Origin of the sequence: Prescottella sp. D32, from assembly GCF_037287305.1 — a bacterium.
Lineage (GTDB): Bacteria > Actinomycetota > Actinomycetes > Mycobacteriales > Mycobacteriaceae > Prescottella > Prescottella equi.
Genome location: NZ_JARBSW010000001.1, coordinates 294899 through 316851, shown reverse-complemented (window position 1 = coordinate 316851; position 21953 = coordinate 294899). Strand labels below are relative to the sequence as shown.

Here is a 21953-nt window from a genome sequence, read left to right as displayed (position 1 = left end):
CGGTGTCATCTCGTGTCGATCGAAACCGCGGCCCCCCGGCGGCGACTCCCGCCCGAGGAGCGTAAGCGGCAACTCGTCGCGATCGGCCTGCAGGAACTGTCCACCCGCCCCATCCACGCGCTGTCGATCGACCAGGTGGCCGAGAAGGCCGGGATCTCCCGCGGCCTGCTGTTCCGGTACTTCCCGACCAAGCAGGACTACTACGTCGCGGTCGTCGGCGCGGCCGCCCGGAGGCTGCTGCGGGCCGCGGCGCCGGACGCGGCCGCCCCCACCGACGATCAACTGCGGGCCGTCGTGCACGCCTTCGTCTCGTTCATCGACCGGCACGGCGACAACTACCAGTCGTTCTTCCACGGCGGCTTCGGCGCCGACCCGCAGATCCAGGAGATCCGCGAGAACATGAAGAACACCATGGTCGAGCGCACCCTCGCGGCCACCGGCACCGAACCGACACCGGCCGTCCGAATGCTGCTGCGGGCGTGGTGGTCGATGGTCGAGAGCCTCGCGATCGACCGCACCACCGATCCGGTCTTCACCGTCGACGACGTCGTCGAGCATGCTCTCGCCGCGCTTCCGGTGGCCGCCGACGCCGCCTCGGGACCCGACGTCTGCTCCTAGCGCACCACCAGATCGGTGTCGGTGGCGCTCAGGGTGATCGGCGCGATCCGCTCGCCGCGCATCCAGTCCCGGACGAACGCGTCGAGCGCCGCGTCGGCGCCGCGCGCGTCGAACACCGCCTGCGGGATCTCGATCGCCCCGACGAGATGCCTGGGCTGCGCGTCGAGTCCGGCCACGCGCGGCGCGAACCGCAGACCGTCGGCAGTGTGCAGCAGCACCGGGACAGCGGTGCCGTCGGGTGTGGTCACGACGGCGTTCCGTGTCGTGGCCGCGGGATCGAAGTGGTCGATGGACAGCCGGTAGCCGGACGGCCCGGCATGCAGTCCGGCCTGGTCTAGCAGTCGCGGATCGACCACCGAGTACGGCAGGCCGACGTCGAGCAGGAACGCGCCGTCGACGAGCGTGTCCCGGGCCGGGAGCGATGCCGACAGGTTCCACGGGGCGGGCGGCGCCAGGCTCTCCGCGGACCGGTCGTGCGGCGAGTTCTCCAGCGGCGTACCGGGCAGGTCGACGCCGGTCGCGGTGAACTCCCACGACCCGGCGTTCAGGGCCTTGTGCCAGAAGCCCGCCGTCCCCCCGCTACGCCCCGCGACACGCAACTCTCGAGCGCCCGGGCCGACGCCGGTCGAGTGCACGCTGATCGCCGACGTGATCTCGCCGGGAATCTTCGGTTGGTGCACCCAGTCCTGTGCGGGTAGCCGGATTGCCGCGTAGTCGCGGTTCAGCAACTCCGCGAACAGGTTCGGCGCCGACGGCTTGCCGTCCTGGCTGTCCCAGCTGTAGCGGAAGAACACCGAATCCGAGCCCGCGGCGTCGAAATCGAAATTGCGCGTGTACATGTCGCCGAACTCGTTGACCACGAACGTCGTCGAGCCCGCCGACGACAGCGCCACCGACCGGAACCGCCCGCCGAGCGGTCCGCCGATCTCGTAGCTGTCGTCGTTGGGCAGCCACGGGTCCGCGTACGTGATGCGACTGCCGTCCCCGGTGAGCGACGGGACCATCGTCATCTTGCCGAGGCCGACGTGATGGATGCGGCCGTCTGCGTCCACGTACGTCTCGTTGTCCCACGGCGACGACACGCTCAGCGCCCACCTGCCGGGGTCGGGACCGGCGACGCGTTGGCCCGTGCCCGCCCACAGCGGGGCGCCGAACGCCGACGTCCAGTTCCACAGCAACGGCGAGTGGGACACGTTGTCGAGCGTGTACATCCAGCCGTCGCCGTCGATCGCGACCAGTTCGTCGTCGTCGACCGAGATCCCCACGAGGACCCCTCGAAGGCAGTCCGGCAGCGGCGCGTATCGCCACGATTCGACGTTCCCGCCGCCGCCCGTCCGCGGCCGGGTGAGCAGGGCGCCGTCGACGAGGGCGAAATCCCAGAACCTGTTGAACTGCGTGGTCTGCGTCCGCAACTCGACCGACGCGGGGGCGGCGACACCGACGGCCTCCGGAAGCAGCCCGAGCCCGTCCCGTCCGCCCGTCGACGGCGCTCCCGGCGGGAGCTGAGCGGTTCCGAACGGCACGCAGGCCGCGGGGGCGGAGGCGCCGGCCGAGGGAGCCGCGGTCACGAGCGTCGTCACCGCGGCCGCACAGGCGAGCGCCCCGAGGAGACGGCTCCGGCCCGGGGTCGGGCATCTGTCGCGATCGCTCACGCGATCCAATATCCCCCAGAACCCACCCCGGCCGGAGCAATACTCGCTACGAACGTGACCCGCACCCCGCTATCCGGGCAGAGTGATCTTCACGCCCGGCAGGATCTCGATGACCCGCGGTGCGGGCGGCGGGGGCAACTGTGGTGCGGGCGCCGCGGGCGGAGCCGCCGGGGCAGCGGGGGCAGCAGCCGACGAACTGGCGGGACTCGACCCGGAGCCGACGCCGGTGTAGGCCGGGACACCGGCCTGACCACCGATCGGGGCGGGCCACGGGAACTTCTCGACCGGGGCGTCCTCGAGTGCGCCGTCCATCGTCTTCTTCCAGATGTCCGACGGCAGGCCGGAGCCGTACACAGGGCCACCCCAGCTGTTCTCGATCGCCTGGGCGTCGGCGGTGCCGACCCACACCGCGGTGGACAGTTGCGGCGTGTAGCCCACCATCCACGCGTCCTTGTTCTTCCCGGTGTCGCCGAGCTGCGCGGTGCCGGTCTTCGACGCCGACGGCCGTCCCCCGGCAAGTCCGTGACTGCGCGAGTACGCGGCGATCGGCAGCATCGCCTGCGAAACGTTGTCGGCCACGGCCGCGTCCAGCCGGCGCTCGCCCTCGGACGCGGGCCGGTCGAGCAGCACCACCCCGTCGGCGGTCACGACCTTCTGCACGAAGTAGGGCTTGTGGTACATGCCCGACGCGGCCAGCGTCGCGTAGGCCGAGGCCATGTCGATCGGCCGGGTCAGGTACTGCCCCAGCACGATTCCGTTCTCCGGCGACCCACCCTCCTGCGTGAGCGTGGGGTACTGCCATCCCGGAACGGTTTCCGGGATGCCCGCCTGGTGCGCCGCGTCGGCGATCTTCTGAGCACCGTCGTCCATCGACAACGTCAACCGGTAGAAGCTGGTGTTGAGCGAACGCTTGAGAGCCTCGGCGATGGTGCACTTGCCGCACGACTCGCCCTCGACGTTGTTGATCGTCACGCCGTAGACCGACAGCGGGGAGCTGTCGTAGGTCTGGGACAGCGGAATGTCCTGCTGGAGCGCGGCGACCAGGCCGAACACCTTGAACGACGATCCGGTCTGCAGGCCCGCCTGCGCGAAGTCGAAGCCCTTGCCGTCGTCGCCGCCGTAGTACGCGCGGACCGCGCCGGACTTCGGGTCGATCGAGACGACCGCGGTACGCAGGTTCTCCGGCTCGCCGTCGAACGTGTCGGCCACGGCCTCGAGCGCCGCCTGCTGGGCGGTGGGATCGATCGTCGTCGTGATCTGCAGACCCTCGGTGTTGAGATCCTGTTCGCTCACCCCGGATTCGGCCAGCTCGCGCAGGACCTGGGCCCGGATCAGGCCCTCCGGTCCGGGCGCGGCACCGGAGTCGGCGTTGGGCGCGGTGGGCAGCGCGTCGGGGAACACCATCGACTGCCGTTCGGTGGGCGCCAGCGCGGACATCGTCACCATGCCGTCGAGGACGTAGTTCCAGCGCGCCTGCAGCGCTTCCGGATCGGTCGTCGGGTCGAGGCTCGACGGGCTCTGGATCACCGCCGCGAGCACGGCCCCTTCCGCGACCGTGATGTCGGCCAGCGGCTTGCCGAAGTACGCGGTGGCGGCGGCCGAGATGCCGTAGGCGCCGCGGCCGAAGTAGATGGTGTTGAGGTAGGCGGCCAGGATCTCGTCCTTGGACCACTCGCGCGCCATCTTCGAAGAGATGACCAGTTCCTTCATCTTGCGGGTCACCGACCGCTCCGAGCCCACCAGCGTGTTCTTGACGTACTGCTGGGTGATGGTCGACCCGCCGCCCGCGCTGTCGCGGCCGAGCACGTTGTCCCGGGCGGCGCGCGCGAAGCCGGAGACCGAGAAACCCGGATTGGTGTAGAAGTCGCGGTCCTCGGCCGACAGCACCGCGTTACGGACGTGCCCGGGAATCTGGTCGATCGTGACCTCGGTGCGGTTGCCCTCGGGCGGCACCACGCGGGCGATTTCGGTGCCGTCGGACGCGAGGATCGTCGAGACCTGGTTGGTGACCATGTCGCTGGGCCGCGGAACGTCGGCGTTCTTGTACGCGACGCCGAACGCCACCAGGGGCGTGGCGATCAGCAGCAGGACGACGACGAGGCTCACGTAGAGGGCGATCCGGCGGCCCTTCCGACGCGGTTTGCGGCTGCGGGCCTTGGGCGCCGGGTCGGCCGTATGCCGACCACCGGCACCACCGGTATTGGTTGAATTCACAATCGAACTTCCGTCTCAATCAGTGCACTGCTCACGAATTTTCGCACTGCTCAGCGGCTTCGAGCCGCATTTGCTGCGACACGCAGCAGCCACCGCGCAGTGTCCCGATGCCTCCCCGGACGCCCCCAACAGGTTGACAGCGTGGGCCCGTGCATGCAACCTCTATTCCACTAATGTTGTAGTGAAATGGAGATTCGATGGTGGAGTTCCACATCAACCGTCGCTCCGGGATCCCCGCGTACGTGCAGCTCGTCCTGCAGGTCAAACAGGCTTTGCGCCTCGGCGACCTGAAGACCGGCGATCAGCTGCCCACGGCGAAGGAGGTGGTCGGGGCCGTGACCGTCAACCCGAACACCGTGCTCAAGGCCTACCGGGAACTCGAGAGCGAGGGACTGGTGGAGGCGCGGCCGGGCCTGGGGACGTTCGTGACCCAGTCGCTGGCCAAGCCGGGCATGGCCGAGCGGGACGCCCTGCAGTCCGCACTCGCCGACTGGGCCCGCCAGGGCGCGGCGGCCGGTCTGGACCGCTCGGATCTCGAGGCGCTCGTCGCGGCGGCATTGGACAACGAATTCGGTGGAGAGGTGGACAGATGAGCGAGGCGACGACCGCAGCGCTGACGATGCGTGACGTACACAAGCGGTTTCGCCGCACGGAGGCGTTGAACGGTTGTTCGTTCGAGGTCGAGCGCGGCAGCATCACCGCACTCGTCGGGGCCAACGGCGCCGGCAAGTCGACGCTCATGTCGATCGCGGTCGGGCTGCTCGAGGCCGACTCCGGTGAGGTGACCGTCCTCGGCCGCCGGCCCGACCGGCGGGGAATCTGCCCCGGACTCGCCTACGTCGCGCAGCACAAGCCGCTGTATCGAGGATTCTCCGTCGCGGACATACTGCTGTTCGGCGAGAAGACCAACACCACGTGGGACCGTGACTACGCCTCGCGACTGGTGGCCGAGGCGCAGATCCCGCTCTCCGCGCGCGTGAAGACGCTGTCTCCGGGCCATCGCGCCCGCGTCGCCCTCGCGGTGGCACTCGGGCGGCGGCCCGACGTCCTCCTGCTCGACGAGCCGCTCGCGGAACTCGACCCGGTCGCGCGGCGCTCCGTGGTGCGCACCCTGATGGAGGACGCCGCCGAACGGGGGACCACGATCGTGCTGTCGTCGCACGTGCTGTCCGAGGTCGCCGAGATCGCCGACCGGCTGATCATCCTGGGTGCCGGACGCGTCCGCCTGTCGGGCGCACTCGACGACCTGCTCGACGAGCATTACCTGCTCCGCGGCGCCGGTGACCCGCACGGCGTCGTCGGCACCGGCGCGATCGTCGAGTCGCACCAGCGCACCCACCTGGTTCGAGGCCCGCGCCCCGCCGTCTCCGACGGCTGGCACACGGAGCCTCCGAACCTCGACGACATCGTCCTGGCCTACCTGACCACGACCGACGAAGAGGCAGCATGATCTGGGTTACGTGGCGGCAGTTCCGGACGACGATCCTGGCCGCGGTCGGGGGAATCCTGACGCTGGCAGCGATCGCGCTGATCTGCGGGACGATCGTGCGGCAACGCACCGGACAGCGGTCCGCGGTGACGGCCGACTACGTGGACGAGAGCACGTTCGAGTGGCTGGTCGCGGCGAGCCTGGTTTCGATCGGAGTGCTGGCCGCACTGCTGCCCGTCGCGCTCGGGGTCCTCGTCGGTGTCACGGTGTTCTCCCGGGACATCGAACGCGGAACCCATGTCCTGGGCCTGTCCCAGTCGGTGAGCCGCGCGCGTTGGTACGGATCTCGGCTCCTCGTCGTGTTCGTTCCGGTTTCGATCGCGATGGCCGTCCTGGGGGCGGCGCTCGAGTGGACACGCACCGCGGATGCCCTCTGGCACTACGGCTACCTGTCGCGCGCCACCTGGAGCGGGCACTCCAGTCTCACCTTCCCCCTCTTCCAGTCGGGTGCGCTCACCGCAGCCACCTACACGGCGCTGGCGCTCGTCCTCGGCAGCCTCGCCGCCCTGCTGCTGCGCAACACCCTGGGTTCGATGGTCGTGACCCTCGTCGCGGTGTCGGCCTTCATGCTCGGGTTCCAGTTCGGCGCGCGACCGCACTACGCGAGCCCCGTGGTCGAGGCACGGCCACTCGATGCGCAGTACCGGGTCGCCTACACCTCGGACCAAGGATCGGTCTGGCAGTTGAGCGAGGGGTACGTCGACGCGCAGGGCCGTCGCGTCGAGTTCGACTACCGCAAGTGCAACCAGATCGGCGAGAACCTCGAGTGGAGTCAGCGTCCGGACGAGACCTTGGCCGACTACGAGGCGCGTGAGGCGACGATGATCGCCACACAGGACCGCGAGTTCGAGGCCTGTCAGCGAGCGCAGGGACTCGACCATTACGAGGTCCGCTACCACCCGGACAGCCTGTTCCGCCGATTCCAGGTCACCGAAGCGTCCCTCGCACTGGGGCTCTCACTTCTGTTGATCATTCCCTCGATGTGGGCGGTGCGCAGGCTGCGCCCCTGACAGCCGTTCCGGTCACCGATCAAACGCTCGACGTCGACTGCGGCGTCGAGCGTTTGACGTTCCACACCCTTTCGACAATCCCGGCAAACCGCCCAGACGGAATCACTTGTGGCACCCAGGCGCTCAATAGCCCTGCAAGAAAACCGAATTCGCCGGGTAGGGCAACTCTCCGATTCCGGCCACAAATGTCCCACTGAACGGGCATGTGACTGGCGTCACGCTTTTGCGATCAGTGTGATGTGAGAGCGCCGTCGGCCGACCGAAGGTGCCACGGCGGGAACCTGCGCACCCGCCATCTCCGGAGATCTCACAGGACCCGAAAACATCTGGTCCCGTTGCTTATCGGTGTCTGAAAGGATTCCACGGAAATGGTCACCACCCCGACCGGCGGCCCCGCGCCGTCGCCCACCGACCCCTCGGGTCGGAACGCCGAGGAAGGCTGGAGCCCTCGGCTCGCCCTCTCACTGCTCTCGATCGTGCTTCTGCTCGAGCTACTCGCCGTCAGCTACATGATGATCTCGACGGCCCTGCCCGCCATCTCCATGCACTACCAAACCACTCAGGGCGCGTGGCTGCTCACCGCATTCCTGCTGGTGGGCGCCATGGCGGCACCGCTGATCGGCAAGCTCGCCGACATGTACGGCAAGCGCAAGATGCTGCTGGCCTGCGTCGGTATCTCACTCGTCGGCTCGTTCCTGTCGGCCATCGCGTCGTCGTACGCGATGATGATTGCCGGACGCTGCCTGGCCGGCCTGATGGTGCCGACCCTGTTCCTGAGCTACTCGCTGATCCGGGACGTCTTCCCGAAGAAGACCGTTGCGCTCGCCGTCAGCATCGCGACCAGCGGCATGGGCCTGATCGCGATCGCCGCGCCGTTCCTGACGGGCTGGCTGCTCGACGGCTACGGCTTCCGTTCCATCTTCTGGTTCTTCGTCATCTGCCTCGCCGTGCTCGGCGGGTTGATCCAGCTCACGACGCCCGAGTCGAACGTGCGCCTGCGCTCGCGGATCGACCTCGTCGGCGCGATCCTGCTCGGCGGCGGCATCGCGGGCATCCTCATCGCGGTGAGCTTCGGTCCCTCGTGGGGCTGGACCGACGGCGGCACTCTCGCATACCTCATCGGCGGCATCGTGCTGCTGATCGGCTGGGTGGTGTCCGCGAAGATGATCGCGGAACCGCTCATCGACCTCGACGTACTCGGCAAGCGTCCCGTGCTGCTCACCACGATCAGCGCCGGCGTGGTCTACGGGTCGTCGGGCCTGTTCACCATCCTGCTGCCGATGATGGTCATGACCCCGGCCCTGTTCGGCCTGGGCTACGGCTTCGGCGTCGACGCGGAGGGCTTCGCGCTGTACCAGGTTCCGATCGGCGGCGCCGTGGTCCTCGGTGGTCTGCTCGTCGGCATCCTGGTCGGCCGCAACATGCGTCCGCGGCCCCTGCTGGTGACCGGCCTGCTGCTCAACGCCGTCGCATTCGCCCTGATCGCGCAGACCCACGACGCCAAGGGCATCGTCATGATCATCTGTGCGATCTTCGGTTTCGGCATGGGCATGGGCTACGCGTCGATCCCGAACCTGCTGATCGAGGCCGTGCCGCCGCAGCTGCAGGCCAGCTCCGCCTCGATGGTCGGTGTCTCGCAGTCGGTGTTCCCGGCGATCCTGCCGGTGGTCGCGTTCGCGGTGATGAACAACTCGCACATCGTCCAGTTCCCGCCGGAGATCCAGGCGACGCTGCAGGGCGCGGTCTTCTACGACAACGCCGGATTCCAGGTGGCCTTCTGGATCGGCGCGGTCTTCGCGCTCGTCGGCGCAGTGGTCGCCTTCCTGCTGCCGCGCAACATCGCCCAGGTCGAGGTTCCCGCCTCGATGACGGGCCGGACCACGGACGGCGACGAACTCGTCGCCGCCGGCTGACGATCACCGATCGTCAACGTGTCGAGTGGAATTCAGCCCGGTAGGGGAATGGTGACCCCCGGGAGGATCTGAATCCCCGGCGCCGGTGCGGGGGCCGGTGCCGGGGGAGCGGGAGCAGGCGCCTGCGGTACGGGGGCGGGAGCCTGCTCCCGCTGCTGTTGTTGCGGCGCAGGCGCATTCCACTGTTCCTGGGGTGCGGTCTGCTGTTGCGGGGCGGGCGCCTGCTGGACCGGAGCCTGCGGATAGGTCTGCACGGGAGGCGTCCACGCGGGCGCCTCCTGTTGCTGCGTCTGCACCGGACGCTGTCGGGTCGGCGCCGACTCCGAGTACTGCTGCTCGCTGGTGGTCGATCCCCCTGTCGCCGGTGCCCGACTCTGCTGGCCCCCGGACTGCGGCGCGGGCTGCGTGTTCTGGAACTGCTCGTTCGACGTGCCGTTCAAGGCCCCGTCCATCGTCTCCTTCCAGATGTCCGACGGCAGCCCGGATCCGTAGATCGCGCCGCCCCAACTGGTTTCGATGGCCTTTCCGTCGGCGGTCCCGACCCACACCGCGGTGGACAGCGACGGCGTGAAACCGACCATCCAGGCGTCCTTGTTCTCGCCGGTGTCGCCCAACTGCGTGGTTCCGGTCTTGGCGGCCGACGCCCGTCCACCGGCCAGTCCGTGGTTACGCGAGTACCCGGCGATCGGCACCATCGCCTGCGTGACGGCATCGGCGATCGCCGGATCCAACCGCTGCTCACCGTCGTTCGGTTCCCGATCGAGCAGCACCCGTCCCTCCGCGTCCACCACTTTCTGCACCAGATACGGCTCGTGGAACCTGCCCGACGCCGCGAGCGTCGCATACGCCGACGCCATGTCGATGGGCCGGGTCTGATACTGCCCCAGAACGATTCCGGTCTCGGGTGGACCACCGGCCTGGGTGAGCGTCTCGTGCTCGAGGCCCGGGATCTGCTTCGGGATGCCCGCCTGGTGGGCGGAGTCGGCGATCTTCCGCGCGCCGTCCTCCATCGACAGCGTCAGCCGGTAGTAGCTGGTGTTCAGCGAACGTTTGAGGGCCTCGGCGAGGCTGCACGTTCCGCACGTCTCGCCCTCCACGTTCTCGACGGTGAGGCCGCCGACCGTGAGCGGGGCACTGCTGTACTGCGCGCTGAGCGGGATCTTGTCCTGCAGCGCCGCGATGGCCGCGAACACTTTGAACGACGACCCGGTCTGCAGCGGCGCCTGCGCGAAGTCGTACCCGGTGCCGTCCGCACCGCCGTAGTAGGCGCGGATCGCCCCCGACCTCGGATCGATCGACACCACCGACGCCCGCAGCTGGTCCGGCTGCTTGCTCAGGGTGCGGTCGACGGCCTCGACGGCCGCCTGCTGGGCCTTCGCGTCGATCGTCGTGGTGATCTGCAATCCGCCGGTGTTCAGATCCTGCTCGCTGACCCCCGCCGCCTCGAGTTCCGCGGCCACCCGCGTCCGGATCAGGCCCTCCGGACCGGGGGCGACGTCGTCGGGGTTCGGGGGAGCGACGGGCAGGACCTCGGGGAACTGGGTGGCGGCCCGTTCGGTGGCCGCGAGGACCCCCATCTCGACCATGCCGTCGAGCACGTAGTTCCAGCGCTCACGCAACGCGTCCGGGTCGGTCGCCGGGTCGAGCAGCGACGGACTCTGGATCACGGAGGCCAGCACGGCGCCCTCCGCGAGCGTCAACTCCTCGACCGGCTTGTCGAAGAACGCGCGTGAGCCCTGCGCGATGCCGTACGCGTTGCGGCCGAAATAGATGGTGTTGAGGTAGGCGCCGAGGATCTCGTCCTTGGACCACTGCCGGGCCATCTTCGCCGACACCACCAGCTCCCGCGCCTTGCGGACCACGTTGCGATCCGTGCCGACCAGAGCGTTCTTCACGTACTGCTGCGTGATCGTCGACCCGCCGCCCGCGCTCTCCCGGCCCAGGACGTTGTCGCGGCCGGCCCGCAGGAAGCCCGAGATCGAGTATCCGGGGTTGGAGTAGAAGTTGCGGTCCTCCGCCGAGAGGACAGCGTTGCGGACGTACCCGGGCACCGCGTCGAGCGGCACCTCCGTCCGGTTGCCCTCCGGCGGCACCACCTTCGCGACGACACTGGTGCCGTCGGACGCGAGGATCGTCGCCACCTGCGCCGGACGCATCTCCGACGGGCTCGGTACGTCCGCCAGCACGTACGCGACGCCGAACAGGATCAACGGAACGATCACGACGGCGGCGGCGATACGCAGCACCGTACGACGGCGGGATCGCGGCGCTGGTCGCCGCTCGGGCTTCTCGGGTGTCGGGTTGCTCGTGGAATTCACGCGCACTACTTCCGGTCCGAAATCGGCGATCCGGCCGCGCCCTCGCACCGGGGGTGGGTCGGATCCGGTCGTCCTCCGATCGTCGCACCTCGAGGTCACGAGAGTATGTGATTGGTCGAGGTGCGAGGACGGACCCGGCATACCCGACGTCCCACTCGCCCCTCGCGTTTTGCGCACTTGTCGCGAGTTCCGGAGCGAATTCCGCGCGATAAGTGCGCAAAACGCGGGGAGGGGACGGGGACGGAGGGGCGCGACCGATGGAGGAGGGAGGTGGCGGGGGTCAGATGCGTCGATGGAAGACGAGCGCGCCGGCGAGTGCCGCGACGCAGCCGAGCAGGATCAGCGACGCCGTCGCCGACGGCTCACCGCGGACGATGGGGACGACCGCGGCGAGGAACGCCATGAACGTGAAGAACCCGAGAATGCCGATCAGCATCTCCAGCGACTGGCGTCCCCGCGACGGTTTGCCCGACGGCATGTCAGCTCTTCACGCCGCCCGCGGTGAGGCCCGAGACGATGCGGCGCTGGAACAGCAGCACCATGATCACCAGCGGGATCGTGACGATCGTGCCGGCCGCCATGATCGCCGCGTACGGCTGCTCCCACGAATTGGCGCCGGCGAACCGGGCGATCGCGACGGTGACCGGCTCGGTCTTCTCCGTCGACAGCAGGCTCGCGAGCATGAACTCGTTCCACGTCGCGATGAACGCGAGGATCGCGGTGGTGAACAGCGCGGGCGCGGCAAGCGGGAGAATCACCAGGCGGAAGGCCTGGAACCGGCTGGCGCCGTCGATCCGGGCGGCCTCCTCGAGTTCCCACGGCAGATCGGACAGGAACGACGTCAGCGTGTAGATGGTCAGCGGCAGCACGAACGAGATGTTCGGGATGATGAGCGCCTGGTACTGGCCGATCCAGCCGAAGTCGCCGAACAGCTGGAACAGCGGCGTCATGAGCGCGACCGTCGGGAACATCGACGCGCCCAGGATGATGCCGGTGACGATGTACTTGCCGCGGAACTCGATGCGGGCGAGCGCGTACGACGCGAACACGCCGAGCAACAGTCCGACGGCCGTCGTGACGACACCGATGACGAGGCTGTTGACGATCGCACCGAGGAAGTCGTTGCCCTTGTCGGTCGACAGCGCGGCGCGGAAGTTGTCGAGCGTGACGTAGGTGGGCCACGGCGTGGTGTCGAAGGTGTGGTCGACCTGCCGGAACGCGGTGACGACCATCCAGTAGAACGGCGCCAGACCCCAGATCAGGATGATCGCGACACCCAGATAGGTCCGGGCCATCTTGCCGCGGTCGGTGCGCCGGCGCGGGCTGGGGACGGCCTCCGGCTCCGGCTGGGGAGCGACGGCCGTCGCCGTCGGCACCGACGACGTGGGCGTCGTCGCGGGGTCGTCGAGTTCGTCGGGCTTGCGGTGGCGGCCCATCAGCGATCAGCTCCCTTCCGCTGCTCGTCCTGGGTGCGCACGGCATTGGCGCCGAGGAACTTCACCATCACGAACGCGACCGCGAAGATCAGCAGGAAGATCAATGTCGACAACGCCGACGCGCTCTGGAAGTTGCCCTGCCGGATGTCGGCCATCACCAGGATCGACAGCGTCGTGTTCGGCGTCGCGCCGGAGGTGCCGGACAGGATGGCGGGCAGGTCGTACATCCGCAGCACGTCGAGGGTGCGGAAAAGTACCGCGACCATGAGAGCCGGCTTCACCAGCGGCAACGTGATCCGGGTGAACCGCTGCCACGCGCTGGCACCGTCGACCTTGGCCGCCTCGTAGACGTCCTGCGGAATCATCTGCAGGCCCGCGAGGATGAGCAGAGCCATGAACGGCGTCGTCTTCCACACGTCCGCGATGATGACCGCGAACCGGGACGCCCACGGGTCGGTGGTCCACGCGATCGAGGTGCCGAGCATCTTGTTGGCGATGCCGTTCTCGGCGAAGATGAAGAACCACAGCTTCGCGGTGACCGCCGTCGGGATCGCCCACGGGATCAGCACGCTCGCGCGGAGCAGGGACCGGCCCCAGAAGGTCTTGCCCATCACCGTCGCCATCCACAGACCGAGGAGCACCTCGATCGCGACCGTGACGACGGCGAAGAAGATCGTGACACCCGCAGCGGACCAGAAGTCGTGCGCGAGGGTGCCGGGCGGACACGTTCCCGCGCCGCCGCCGCAGTCCTGCACCAGCCACTGCAGGTAGTGCTTGAATCCGGCGAACCCGCCCTCGGTGAAGCGGCCGGTGTCGGGATCGATGCCCTTGTTCGCCTGGAAGGACAGGTAGACGGCGCGCAACACCGGATACACGATGACGACGGCCAGGATCACCATCGTCGGGGCGATCAGCCAGATCGGGCGGAAGTCGCGCTTCTTGCGCGCAGCAACCACCCGCGGTTCGTCGTCGTGACCCGTGCGCGCCGTCCCGGGCTCGGGCCCGGAAGCGCGACCGCCGTGGTCGGGATCGTCGACCCTGACCACGGCGCGGGCCTCGTCTGCTCGCCTCAGCTCAGCAGAGTCAGCCATCGTGCGTTACCTGATCTCTCGTGTGTGCGGTGACTACTTGGCCGCGTTGGTGATGGCCGAGGCCATGTCGGTCGCCGCCTGATCGACCGTCACCTTGCCGTTGAGGGCCGCGCTCGCGTTGTCCTGGATGGCCTTCGAGATCGCGGTGTAGTACGGCGTGACCGGGCGCGGCTTCGCCGACTCGAGAGCAGCCTTCAGCGCCGGCAGGTACGGGTACTTCGCCTGCAGGGCCGCGTCGTCGTACACCGACTTCAGGACCGGCGGGAAGGCCGCGTCCGCGAACGACATCTGGTTCTCGTCGTTCTGGACGAACGCGATGAAGTCACGCGCGGTCGCCTTGTTCTTCGAGAAGACGTTGATGCCGTTGTTGTAGCCACCGACGGTCGATGCGCCGGCGCCGTTCGGGCCGACGATCGGGGCGACGGCGACGTTGCCCTTCACCTTCGAGCCGTCCTTCTGGGCGTTGTCCCACATGTACGGCCAGTTGTAGGCGTACATCGACTCGCCACCGACGAAGGCGAGCGCGGTCTCCTCCTCGGTGAAGCCCGTCGAACGCTTGGCGATCTGGCCGGCCTGGTAGGCGTCGACCATGGCCTGCATGCCGGCCTTGGCCTCCGGCGACGTGACCTCGGGGGTACTGCCGTCGGCGCCGACGACCGAGCCGCCCCACGAGTTGATGAACTGCGTGGTGTTGGCGGTCAGACCCTCGTACTGCTTGAGCTGGGTGACCATGCAGTCCTGAACGCCCTTGTCCTTGGCGATCTGGCAGCTGTCGGTGAGCGCCTTCCAGTCCGCGGGAGCCGTCGGCATGAGGTCGGTGCGGTAGTACAGCAGCTGCGCATTGGTGTTCTGCGGGGCCGCGTACAGCGTGCCGCGGTAGGTCGCGGACTCGACGGTCGCGGGCAGCAGCGGCGCGGTGTCGATCGCGAGTCCACCCTCGAGCGGCTGCAGCCAGCCGTTCGCGGCGAAGCCCGCGGTCCACACGACGTCGAGGGCCATGACGTCGTAGTCGGCGTTGCCGGCCTGCAGCGACTGCTCGAGCTTGTTGCGCTGGTCGTCGGCCTCGCCCGGCAGCTCCTTGAGGGACACCTTCTCGTCCGGGTGAGCCGCGTTCCACTTGTCGATCACCGGCTGCAGCTTGTCGGTGTCGTTCTTGCCCATCGCGAACGAGATCGCACCGCGGCCGTCGAGGTTCTGGTTGACGGCGTCGCCAGCGCTGGCGCTGCCACTGTCGTCGCTCGAGCAGCCGGCGAGTGCCAGCATCGCGACCGCCGAGGCCGCGATAGCAACCCGCGAGCGCGTGTTGAAAGAACGCATGGTCCACCTTTCCGATAGACGTATCCGACACCGTTCAGCTGCACCGCGATCGTGCGCAACACCCGTGTCGAGGCATATGTCGCCGCCTACTCTGGCATGAAAGACGGCTGGTTTCGGGCATTACCCCCGGACTGGACCGGTCGAGTTCACCCGATCCGGCGGCCGTCGGTCACCGAGAACAGATGCACCTCGGACGGGTCGACGTGCAGGTTCACCCGCTCGCCGCGTCGCGGCGGGTTGCGCCAGTCGGTGCGCGCGACCAGCTGGTGCTCGCCGGCGCCACCGACACCGGTGCGTCCGTACACGTAGGCGTCGGAACCCAGCTCCTCGACGACGTCGACGTCCAGCGAGATACCGGGCTCCCCGGGCGCCGGTTCGAGATGCTCGGGACGGATGCCGAGCACGACCTGCCCCTCCGGAATCTCGGCGATGGTTTCACGGGAAACCGGAATCACCGCGTCGCCGAGCGCGATACCGCCGTCGGTGACCGGCAGGGTCAGCATGTTCATCGACGGCGAGCCCATGAACCCGGCGACGAACCGGTTGACCGGGCGGGCGTAGAGCTCGCGCGGCGGCGCGCACTGCTGCAGGACGCCGTCCTTGAGGACCGCGACCCGGTCGCCCATCGTCATGGCCTCGACCTGGTCGTGCGTGACGTAGACGGTGGTGGTGCCGAGCCGGCGCTGCAGCTGCGCGATCTGGGTGCGGGTCTGCACCCGGAGCTTGGCGTCGAGGTTCGACAGCGGCTCGTCCATGAGGAACACCTGCGGGCTGCGGACGATCGCGCGGCCCATCGCGACGCGCTGCCGCTGGCCGCCGGACAATGCCTTGGGCTTGCGATCGAGGTACGGCTCGAGGTCGAGCATCTTGGCCGCCTCCTGCACGCGGCGCTTGATCTCGTCCTTGGGCGTCTTGGCGAGCTTGAGCGCGAAGCCCATGTTCTCCGCCACCGACATGTGCGGGTACAGCGCGTAGTTCTGGAAGACCATCGCGATGTCGCGCTCCTTGGGCTCCTGGCCGGTGACGTCGCGGTCGCCGATGAGGATGCGCCCGTCGTACACCTCCTCGAGGCCCGCGAGCATGCGCAGCGACGTGGATTTGCCGCAGCCCGACGGGCCGACGAGCACGAGGAACTCGCCGTCCTCGATATGCAGGTCCAGCTTGTCGACCGCGGGGGTCGTCGCGCCCGGGAACAGGCACGTGGTCTTGTCGAACGTCACCGAAGCCATGGTGGAACGATCCCTTCACCGGCAGGAACGTGCCGGACGATCCGAGTCAGGGTGCACGGGTGTGCGGGCCACAGCATAGGCGTCCGAAGTGCCCGGAACCATCAAGCGCGTACGGGACGCAACCTGACGAAGTGGATGTGACGGCCCGCCTCACGGAAATCCTCCGGGGTGCCGTCGACGTCGAAGCCCATGCTCTTGCACAGGCGGACGCCGATCCTGGGGTGCACGCTGCCGTAGTACGCCATGAGGTCGCCGCCCTCCTCGGTGCCCAGGAAGTCGGCCTCCACCTCGGATCTGCGGCGGCCCCGTACCCGGGCGCAGGGATGCGCGGTCAGGTTCCGGTACCAGTCCGACGCCGTTCCATAGCCCGCCGCGACGACCCAACTGTCGGAGGCGTCGTCGTGATCGACCACCTCGAGCACCACCTGGCGGGTCTTGCCGCTGCGGCGTCCGACGTGCTCCAGGAGCAGGAACCGGTGCCCGAGCAGGCCGCCGAGGTGCCATCGGTACAGCGTGACGGGCGCGCGGAGCAACCGCCGCTTGACGCCGGTGGGCGGGCTGGGGCGCTGCGTGTTCCGCATGTGTCCAGTGTGCTCCACACGATTCACCCTCGCGCCCGATCGATTGACTCGAACATCAGTTCGAACTATGCTCGGGTCATGAAACCGGGGGAACTGAACAATGCGGGCGTCGCGGTCACCGTGCCGCCGACCGGCGCGGGGAACGCTCTCCCCGAAACCTTGTTGCTGCAGTCGGTGGTCGAGATGTCCAGGGAGATCGAACGCCTCGAAGCGTTGCTGGTTGTGGCGGTCGCCGAAATCGACAGGCGCGGCATCTCGTTCGACACCCCCGGATTCCGCGGCGTCGAGCAGTGGCTCGCCGCGAATCACGATCTTTGACCGGAAGTTCTGCCGGAAAGTGTTGCCGGACGCCGCTTCCGGCCCGACCACGCGGGAATCGGATCAGCGTCATCACCACAATCGCCCCTGCACTCGTGGCCGTGCGGCGGCCAACATCGTGCAGTGCCACGACCCTGGGTCTACCGTGAGATGCAGTCTCGCCGCGAAGGAGTTCCCATGACCCGTCCCGTGCGTATCGGCATCCAGCTACAGCCTCAGCACGCCCCCGATTACGGCATGATCCGCGACGCCGTATTGCGCGCCGAGGACGCCTGCGCCGACGTCGTCTTCAACTGGGATCACTTCTATCCCCTGTACGGCGATCAGGAGGGTGCGCACTTCGAGTGCTGGACCATGCTCGGGGCGTGGGCCGAGCAGACCGAGCGGGTCGAGATCGGCGCGCTGGTGAGCTGCGCCGGCTACCGCAATCCGGACCTGCTGGCCGACATGGCCCGCACCGTCGACCACATCAGCGGCGGACGTCTGATCCTCGGCATCGGCGCCGGCTGGTTCGAGAAGGATTACGACGCCTACGGCTACGAGTTCGGCACTCCGGGTTCTCGTATCAAGCTGCTGGGGGAGTACTTGCCGCGCATCACCTCTCGGCTCGGCAAGCTCAATCCGGCACCGACCCGGGACATTCCGCTCATGATCGGTGGCAGTGGCGAGAAGAAGACGCTGCGGCTGGTGGCCGAGTACGCCGACATCTGGCACGGCTTCGGCGATCGGGACGAATTCGTCCGCAAGTCGGCGATCCTCGGTGAGCACTGCGGCGACGTACAGCGTGATCCGCACGAGATCGAACGGTCGACGTGGTGGCACGGGGTCGACAAGGCCGCGGCGTACGTCGACGCCGGCGTCACGCTGTTCACGGTGAACGCGAGCGGACCGGACTACGACCTCACCGCCCTCCGTGAGGCCGTCGCCTGGCGCGACGAGCACACCCCGCCGCAGCTGTCCGGCCTCGCGTAGACCGAGAATTCGATGACCGCCGCCGCCATCTCCCGCGCCCGGGCGGTGGCGGTGGTGCTCGCCGGGTTGCTGCTCGCGCTCACCGCGTGCTCGTCGGGCGGCGATGCCACGTCGGGTGACCTGTGCGCCCCGCCCGGCGTCGAGAGTGCCACCGCACTACCCGGCAACCTGGACTCCGCGGCCGCGACCTCTGCCGAGGACAAGTACACGACCCCGGACACGCTGCCGCTCGCCGACGTCGACGCGTCGAAGCTGAACCTGGCCGAACCCGGGAAGCTGACGGTCGGCACCCTGTCCGATGCACCGCCCAGCATCTGCGTCAACTCGCAGAACGTCTTCACCGGATTCGACAACGAACTGCTGCGGGCGGTGGCGGCGAAGCTGGGTCTGCAGGTCGAGTTCGTCGGAACGGACTTCGCGGGACTGCTCGCGCAGGTGGCGGGACACCGGTTCGACGTCGGCTCGTCGTCGATCACCACCACCGACGCCCGACGCGACCTGGTCGGCTTCACCAACGGCTACGACTTCGGCTACTTCGCGCTGGTGGTGCCGAACGGGAGCGCGATCAAGGGTTTCCCGGACCTGACGTCGTCGGTGCGCATCGGTGTCGTGCAGGGCACCGTGCAGGACGACTACGTCGTGAACACCCTGGGCCTGGACCCGGTGAAGTTCCCGGACTACAACACCGCGTACGCGAACCTGAAGACCGGCCAGATCGACGCGTGGGTGGCGCCGTCTCAGCAGGCGCAGGGCGCGATCGCGCCGGGTGATCCGGCGTCGATCGTGCAGAACACGTTCAGCCTCAACAACTACGTCGGCTGGGCGGTGGCGAAGGACCGCCAGCCGCTGATCGACGCCCTCAACTCGGGTCTCGACGCCGTGATCGCCGACGGCACGTGGTCCCGGCTGTACTCGGACTGGGTGCCGCGGGAACTACCCGCGGGCTGGAAACCGGGCAGCAAGGCCGCGCCCGAACCGCAACTGCCGGACTTCGCGGCCATCGCCGCGCAGAACGCTTCGACTACCGAACCGTCCACCGCGCAACCCAAGTCGACGTTGCAGCAGCTGGGCGAGACGTTCTTCGACTGGGAGCTGTACAAGCGCGCGTTCCCGGATCTGCTGCGCACCGGTCTGCCGAACACCCTGATCCTGGCATTGTCGTCGGGCATCGTCGGCACCGCGATCGGCATGCTGCTGGCGGTGGCCGGCATCTCCCGCACCCGCTGGCTGCGCTGGCCCGCCCGGGTCTACACGGACATCTTCCGTGGCCTGCCAGCGGTGGTGATCATCCTGTTGGTCGGTCTGGGCGTCGGCCCGGTCGTGAAGGGCCTCACCGGCAGCAACCCGTACTGGCTGGGCGCCGCCGCGCTGTCGCTGCTGGCGGCGGCGTACATCGGGGAGATCTTCCGGTCCGGCATCCAGAGTGTGGAGCCGGGGCAGATGGAAGCGGCCCGCGCCCTGGGCTTCTCGTACCGCCGGTCGATGGCGCTGGTGGTGATCCCGCAGGGCGTGCGACGGGTGCTGCCGGCGCTGATGAACCAGTTCATCTCGCTCATCAAGGATTCGTCGCTGATCTATTTCCTGGGACTGCTGGTGACGCAGCGGGAACTGTTCGCGGTGGGCCGGGACCTCAACGCGCAGACCGGCAACCTGTCGCCGCTCGTCGCTGCCGGCCTGTTCTACCTGGCGCTGACGATTCCGCTCACCCACCTGGTGAACTACATCGACCGTCGGCTGCGCACCGGTCGCGCCGACACCTCCGGCACGCTCGACGACCTCGAGCAGGCGATCGTCGTGGAAAGGGGCTGACGCGTGGACGATTCCGTCTCCCTCACCGGTACCGGGCTGCACCTGGCGTTCGGGGCCAACAAGGTGCTGCGGGGCGTGGACCTGCACGTCGACGCCGGCAAGACCGTCACGGTGATCGGGCCGTCGGGATCCGGGAAGTCGACGCTGCTGCGCGTGCTCAACCGGCTGCACGAGCCGGACGCGGGCGACATCCTGCTCGACGGCCGCTCCGTGCTCGCGGACAACCCGGATCAGCTGCGGCAGCGGATCGGCATGGTGTTCCAGCATTTCAACCTGTTCCCGCACCGCACCGTCGCCGACAACATCGCGCTCGGCCCGCGCAAACTGAAGAAGCTGTCGAAGGACGCGGCCCGACAGCTGGCGGTGGAACAGTTGGAGTTGGTGGGGCTGGCGCACAAGGCCGACTCGCGTCCGGGCAACCTGTCCGGCGGGCAGCAGCAGCGGGTCGCGATCGCCCGGGCGTTGGCGATGCAACCCCAGGTGATGTTCTTCGACGAGGCGACGTCGGCGCTCGATCCGGAACTGGTCAAGGGAGTGCTGGCGCTCATGGCGGACCTGGCGGCCACGGGCATGACCATGGTGGTGGTGACCCACGAGATGGGCTTCGCGCGGTCGGTGTCGGACACGGTGCTGTTCATGGATCGCGGCGTCGTGGTCGAGTCCGGGATCCCCGACCAAATGTTCGACCATCCGGAAACCCCACGTCTCCAGGCGTTTCTGTCGGAAGTTCTCTAGAGTGTGGCGCGGATGGGTCCCATACGCCGTGGATCGCCGGGGAGTCGGGGAGAGGCAATCGATCCATCCCGCGGCCACGCGTTGACGAAGCGAGGCAGTTCTGAAAACGACACCGAGATTGAGATGGTTGCTGGTAGCGGTGCTGTCGGTGGTGACGATGGCCAGTTGCGGCGCGGGCCTGGCCCCGCAAGCCCAGGCGCAGGGGCGTGTCGAGGCCGCGTCGGACGGCCTGTACCTCGACGGCGAGAAGTGGTGGCCGGCAGGCTTCAACGCCTACCAGCTGTCCACGAACTGGGGCATCAACCGTGGTTGCGGCGGGATGGTCGATCTGCCCGAGTACTTCGACTCCCTGCCGCCGCATTCGCTCACGCGATTCAACGCCTTCCAGGAACTCGCGATCAACAAGTTCACCGGTGAACTGGACTTCACCGCCATGGACGCGGTGTTCGCGGAGGCGGAGCGCACCGATCAGATGATCATTCCCGTGTTGTCCGCTCAGGACGGCGCGTGCGAGAGCGAGAAGTTCAAGGACCGCTCGTGGTACGTGGGCGGCTGGAAGACCGACGACGAGAACGGCACCCGGCTCAGCTTCGAGGACTGGGTGCAGACCGCGGTGAACCGCTGGAAGGATTCTCCGTCCGTAGCGGCTTGGGAGCTGGTCGGCGAACCGGATCCGGGCGAGTGCGTGAACGGGAACTGCGACTGGTGGGTGCGCACCTGCCCCACCGATGCCGCGCAGGTGCTCCGCGACTTCATGGAGGAGGCGGGCGCCGAGATCAAGACGATCGCGCCGAAGCACCTGGTCACCGCGGGCCTGATCGGAGGCGGCCAGTGCGGTACCGGCGGCGACGACTACCAGTTCGTCACCGAATCCGACAACGTCGACTTCGTGCAGTACCACGACTACGGCGCCGACGGCATCCCGCTGCCGGGTGACCAGTGGAACGGTCTGGCCCGTCGGATCGATCAGGCCGAGGCCGCCGGAAAGCCGTTGCTGGTGGCAGAGATCGGCGAGAACGCGGGGTCGTGCAAGACGCTGTCCGCACGCGCGTCGAGCATCGGTCAGAAGATCACCGGTCAGCGCGCGGCCGGTACCGCCGGCGCGCTGCTGTGGGCGTTCGTCCCGGACCCGCGTCCGAACGACTGCACCATGGACATCGGGTACGACGACCCGCTGTTCCCGTTGATGGCCGGATTCAACACCTACGGCTGATCCCTTACCCCCGCGTTTTGCGCACTTGTCGCGCCGGC

At 68.3% G+C, this 21953-nt stretch carries 19 protein-coding genes; 10 read left to right on the top strand and 9 right to left on the bottom strand.

Features of this window, described 5'->3' with window-relative positions; genetic code table 11:
• Positions 1 to 12: 12 nt before the first annotated feature.
• Positions 13 to 618 carry a TetR/AcrR family transcriptional regulator gene (locus PSS76_RS01430; protein WP_013417644.1) on the top strand — a complete coding sequence of 202 codons (606 nt, stop codon included), beginning with the start codon at positions 13 to 15 and terminating at the stop codon, positions 616 to 618.
• Here PSS76_RS01430 and PSS76_RS01425 read toward each other — a convergent pair.
• Together PSS76_RS01425 and PSS76_RS01420 are read right to left on the bottom strand one after the other, a co-directional pair.
• Positions 615 to 2198, bottom strand: a complete 1584-nt coding sequence (locus PSS76_RS01425; protein WP_064079069.1) for a hypothetical protein — start codon at positions 2196 to 2198, stop codon at positions 615 to 617. The genes PSS76_RS01430 and PSS76_RS01425 overlap by 4 nt on opposite strands.
• Before the next feature lie 141 nt (positions 2199 to 2339).
• Positions 2340 to 4484 (bottom strand): transglycosylase domain-containing protein, encoded by a 2145-nt coding sequence (locus PSS76_RS01420; protein WP_044991495.1) that lies wholly within the window; start codon positions 4482 to 4484, stop codon positions 2340 to 2342.
• Positions 4485 to 4681: 197 nt separating this feature from the next.
• Between PSS76_RS01420 and PSS76_RS01415 the strand changes: the two genes are divergently transcribed.
• The 4 genes from PSS76_RS01415 to PSS76_RS01400 all read left to right on the top strand — a co-directional run bounded on the left by PSS76_RS01415 (position 4682) and on the right by PSS76_RS01400 (position 8896).
• Positions 4682 to 5077 (top strand): GntR family transcriptional regulator, encoded by a 396-nt coding sequence (locus PSS76_RS01415; RefSeq protein ID WP_013417646.1) that lies wholly within the window; start codon positions 4682 to 4684, stop codon positions 5075 to 5077.
• Complete coding sequence (locus tag PSS76_RS01410; RefSeq protein ID WP_005516725.1) at positions 5074 to 5934, top strand: ABC transporter ATP-binding protein; 861 nt, start codon at positions 5074 to 5076, stop codon at positions 5932 to 5934. Before PSS76_RS01415 ends, PSS76_RS01410 begins: the two co-directional genes overlap by 4 nt.
• The gene (locus PSS76_RS01405; protein ID WP_013417647.1) at positions 5931 to 6983 is read left to right on the top strand and encodes an ABC-2 membrane transporter-related protein; all 1053 of its coding nucleotides are present in this window, start codon (positions 5931 to 5933) and stop codon (positions 6981 to 6983) included. The genes PSS76_RS01410 and PSS76_RS01405 overlap by 4 nt, the downstream gene beginning before the upstream one ends.
• Before the next feature lie 368 nt (positions 6984 to 7351).
• Positions 7352 to 8896: an MFS transporter gene (locus PSS76_RS01400; RefSeq protein ID WP_005516723.1), complete on the top strand. Its 1545-nt coding sequence runs from the start codon at positions 7352 to 7354 to the stop codon at positions 8894 to 8896.
• A 32-nt stretch (positions 8897 to 8928) separates the two neighbouring features.
• On the opposite strand, the gene PSS76_RS01395 is transcribed toward PSS76_RS01400, so the two are convergent.
• The 7 genes from PSS76_RS01395 to PSS76_RS01365 form a co-directional block, all read right to left on the bottom strand.
• Positions 8929 to 11214, bottom strand: a complete 2286-nt coding sequence (locus tag PSS76_RS01395; protein ID WP_041674874.1) for a transglycosylase domain-containing protein — start codon at positions 11212 to 11214, stop codon at positions 8929 to 8931.
• A gap of 280 nt (positions 11215 to 11494) precedes the next feature.
• On the bottom strand, positions 11495 to 11692 hold the full coding sequence (locus PSS76_RS01390; RefSeq protein WP_005516721.1) for a hypothetical protein: 198 nt from the start codon (positions 11690 to 11692) through the stop codon (positions 11495 to 11497).
• Position 11693: 1 nt separating this feature from the next.
• Entirely contained in the window at positions 11694 to 12509 is an 816-nt protein-coding gene (locus tag PSS76_RS01385) for a carbohydrate ABC transporter permease (protein ID WP_175271511.1), read from the bottom strand.
• A gap of 140 nt (positions 12510 to 12649) precedes the next feature.
• Positions 12650 to 13741 carry a carbohydrate ABC transporter permease gene (locus PSS76_RS01380; RefSeq protein WP_337455767.1) on the bottom strand — a complete coding sequence of 364 codons (1092 nt, stop codon included), beginning with the start codon at positions 13739 to 13741 and terminating at the stop codon, positions 12650 to 12652.
• A gap of 33 nt (positions 13742 to 13774) precedes the next feature.
• The gene (locus PSS76_RS01375) at positions 13775 to 15058 is read right to left on the bottom strand and encodes an ABC transporter substrate-binding protein (protein WP_005516718.1); all 1284 of its coding nucleotides are present in this window, start codon (positions 15056 to 15058) and stop codon (positions 13775 to 13777) included.
• Between the two features lie 146 nt (positions 15059 to 15204).
• Positions 15205 to 16287, bottom strand: coding sequence for an ABC transporter ATP-binding protein (locus tag PSS76_RS01370; protein WP_337455766.1), 1083 nt, complete (start codon positions 16285 to 16287; stop codon positions 15205 to 15207).
• A 101-nt stretch (positions 16288 to 16388) separates the two neighbouring features.
• Positions 16389 to 16868 carry a nitroreductase family deazaflavin-dependent oxidoreductase gene (locus tag PSS76_RS01365; protein ID WP_337455764.1) on the bottom strand — a complete coding sequence of 160 codons (480 nt, stop codon included), beginning with the start codon at positions 16866 to 16868 and terminating at the stop codon, positions 16389 to 16391.
• A 78-nt stretch (positions 16869 to 16946) separates the two neighbouring features.
• Here PSS76_RS01365 and PSS76_RS01360 point away from each other — a divergent pair, with 78 nt between their 5' ends.
• The 5 genes from PSS76_RS01360 to PSS76_RS01340 all read left to right on the top strand — a co-directional run bounded on the left by PSS76_RS01360 (position 16947) and on the right by PSS76_RS01340 (position 21915).
• A complete protein-coding gene (locus PSS76_RS01360; protein ID WP_041674489.1) occupies positions 16947 to 17186 on the top strand; it encodes a hypothetical protein in 240 nt (79 codons plus the stop codon).
• 177 nt (positions 17187 to 17363) lie between these two features.
• Positions 17364 to 18158, top strand: coding sequence for an LLM class F420-dependent oxidoreductase (locus tag PSS76_RS01355; RefSeq protein ID WP_306255763.1), 795 nt, complete (start codon positions 17364 to 17366; stop codon positions 18156 to 18158).
• Between the two features lie 12 nt (positions 18159 to 18170).
• Positions 18171 to 19967, top strand: a complete 1797-nt coding sequence (locus PSS76_RS01350; protein WP_013417654.1) for an ABC transporter substrate-binding protein/permease — start codon at positions 18171 to 18173, stop codon at positions 19965 to 19967.
• Between the two features lie 3 nt (positions 19968 to 19970).
• Positions 19971 to 20702, top strand: coding sequence for an amino acid ABC transporter ATP-binding protein (locus tag PSS76_RS01345; RefSeq protein WP_013417655.1), 732 nt, complete (start codon positions 19971 to 19973; stop codon positions 20700 to 20702).
• 157 nt (positions 20703 to 20859) lie between these two features.
• Complete coding sequence (locus PSS76_RS01340; RefSeq protein ID WP_044991518.1) at positions 20860 to 21915, top strand: cellulase family glycosylhydrolase; 1056 nt, start codon at positions 20860 to 20862, stop codon at positions 21913 to 21915.
• Positions 21916 to 21953 lie beyond the last annotated feature (38 nt).

Excerpts from the sequence above, each read along its gene's own strand:
- PSS76_RS01365 (WP_337455764.1), bottom strand. The coding sequence starts at position 16,868 with ATGCGGAACACGCAGCGCCCCAGCCCGCCCACCGGCGTCAAGCGGCGG.
- PSS76_RS01340 (WP_044991518.1), top strand. The coding sequence starts at position 20,860 with ATGGCCAGTTGCGGCGCGGGCCTGGCCCCGCAAGCCCAGGCGCAGGGG.
- PSS76_RS01375 (WP_005516718.1), bottom strand. The coding sequence starts at position 15,058 with ATGCGTTCTTTCAACACGCGCTCGCGGGTTGCTATCGCGGCCTCGGCG.
- PSS76_RS01360 (WP_041674489.1), top strand. The coding sequence starts at position 16,947 with ATGAAACCGGGGGAACTGAACAATGCGGGCGTCGCGGTCACCGTGCCG.
- PSS76_RS01405 (WP_013417647.1), top strand. The coding sequence starts at position 5,931 with ATGATCTGGGTTACGTGGCGGCAGTTCCGGACGACGATCCTGGCCGCG.
- PSS76_RS01380 (WP_337455767.1), bottom strand. The coding sequence starts at position 13,741 with ATGGCTGACTCTGCTGAGCTGAGGCGAGCAGACGAGGCCCGCGCCGTG.
- PSS76_RS01410 (WP_005516725.1), top strand. The coding sequence starts at position 5,074 with ATGAGCGAGGCGACGACCGCAGCGCTGACGATGCGTGACGTACACAAG.
- PSS76_RS01415 (WP_013417646.1), top strand. The coding sequence starts at position 4,682 with ATGGTGGAGTTCCACATCAACCGTCGCTCCGGGATCCCCGCGTACGTG.
- PSS76_RS01385 (WP_175271511.1), bottom strand. The coding sequence starts at position 12,509 with ATGGCCCGGACCTATCTGGGTGTCGCGATCATCCTGATCTGGGGTCTG.
- PSS76_RS01370 (WP_337455766.1), bottom strand. The coding sequence starts at position 16,287 with ATGGCTTCGGTGACGTTCGACAAGACCACGTGCCTGTTCCCGGGCGCG.
- PSS76_RS01400 (WP_005516723.1), top strand. The coding sequence starts at position 7,352 with ATGGTCACCACCCCGACCGGCGGCCCCGCGCCGTCGCCCACCGACCCC.
- PSS76_RS01390 (WP_005516721.1), bottom strand. The coding sequence starts at position 11,692 with ATGCCGTCGGGCAAACCGTCGCGGGGACGCCAGTCGCTGGAGATGCTG.
- PSS76_RS01355 (WP_306255763.1), top strand. The coding sequence starts at position 17,364 with ATGACCCGTCCCGTGCGTATCGGCATCCAGCTACAGCCTCAGCACGCC.
- PSS76_RS01350 (WP_013417654.1), top strand. The coding sequence starts at position 18,171 with ATGACCGCCGCCGCCATCTCCCGCGCCCGGGCGGTGGCGGTGGTGCTC.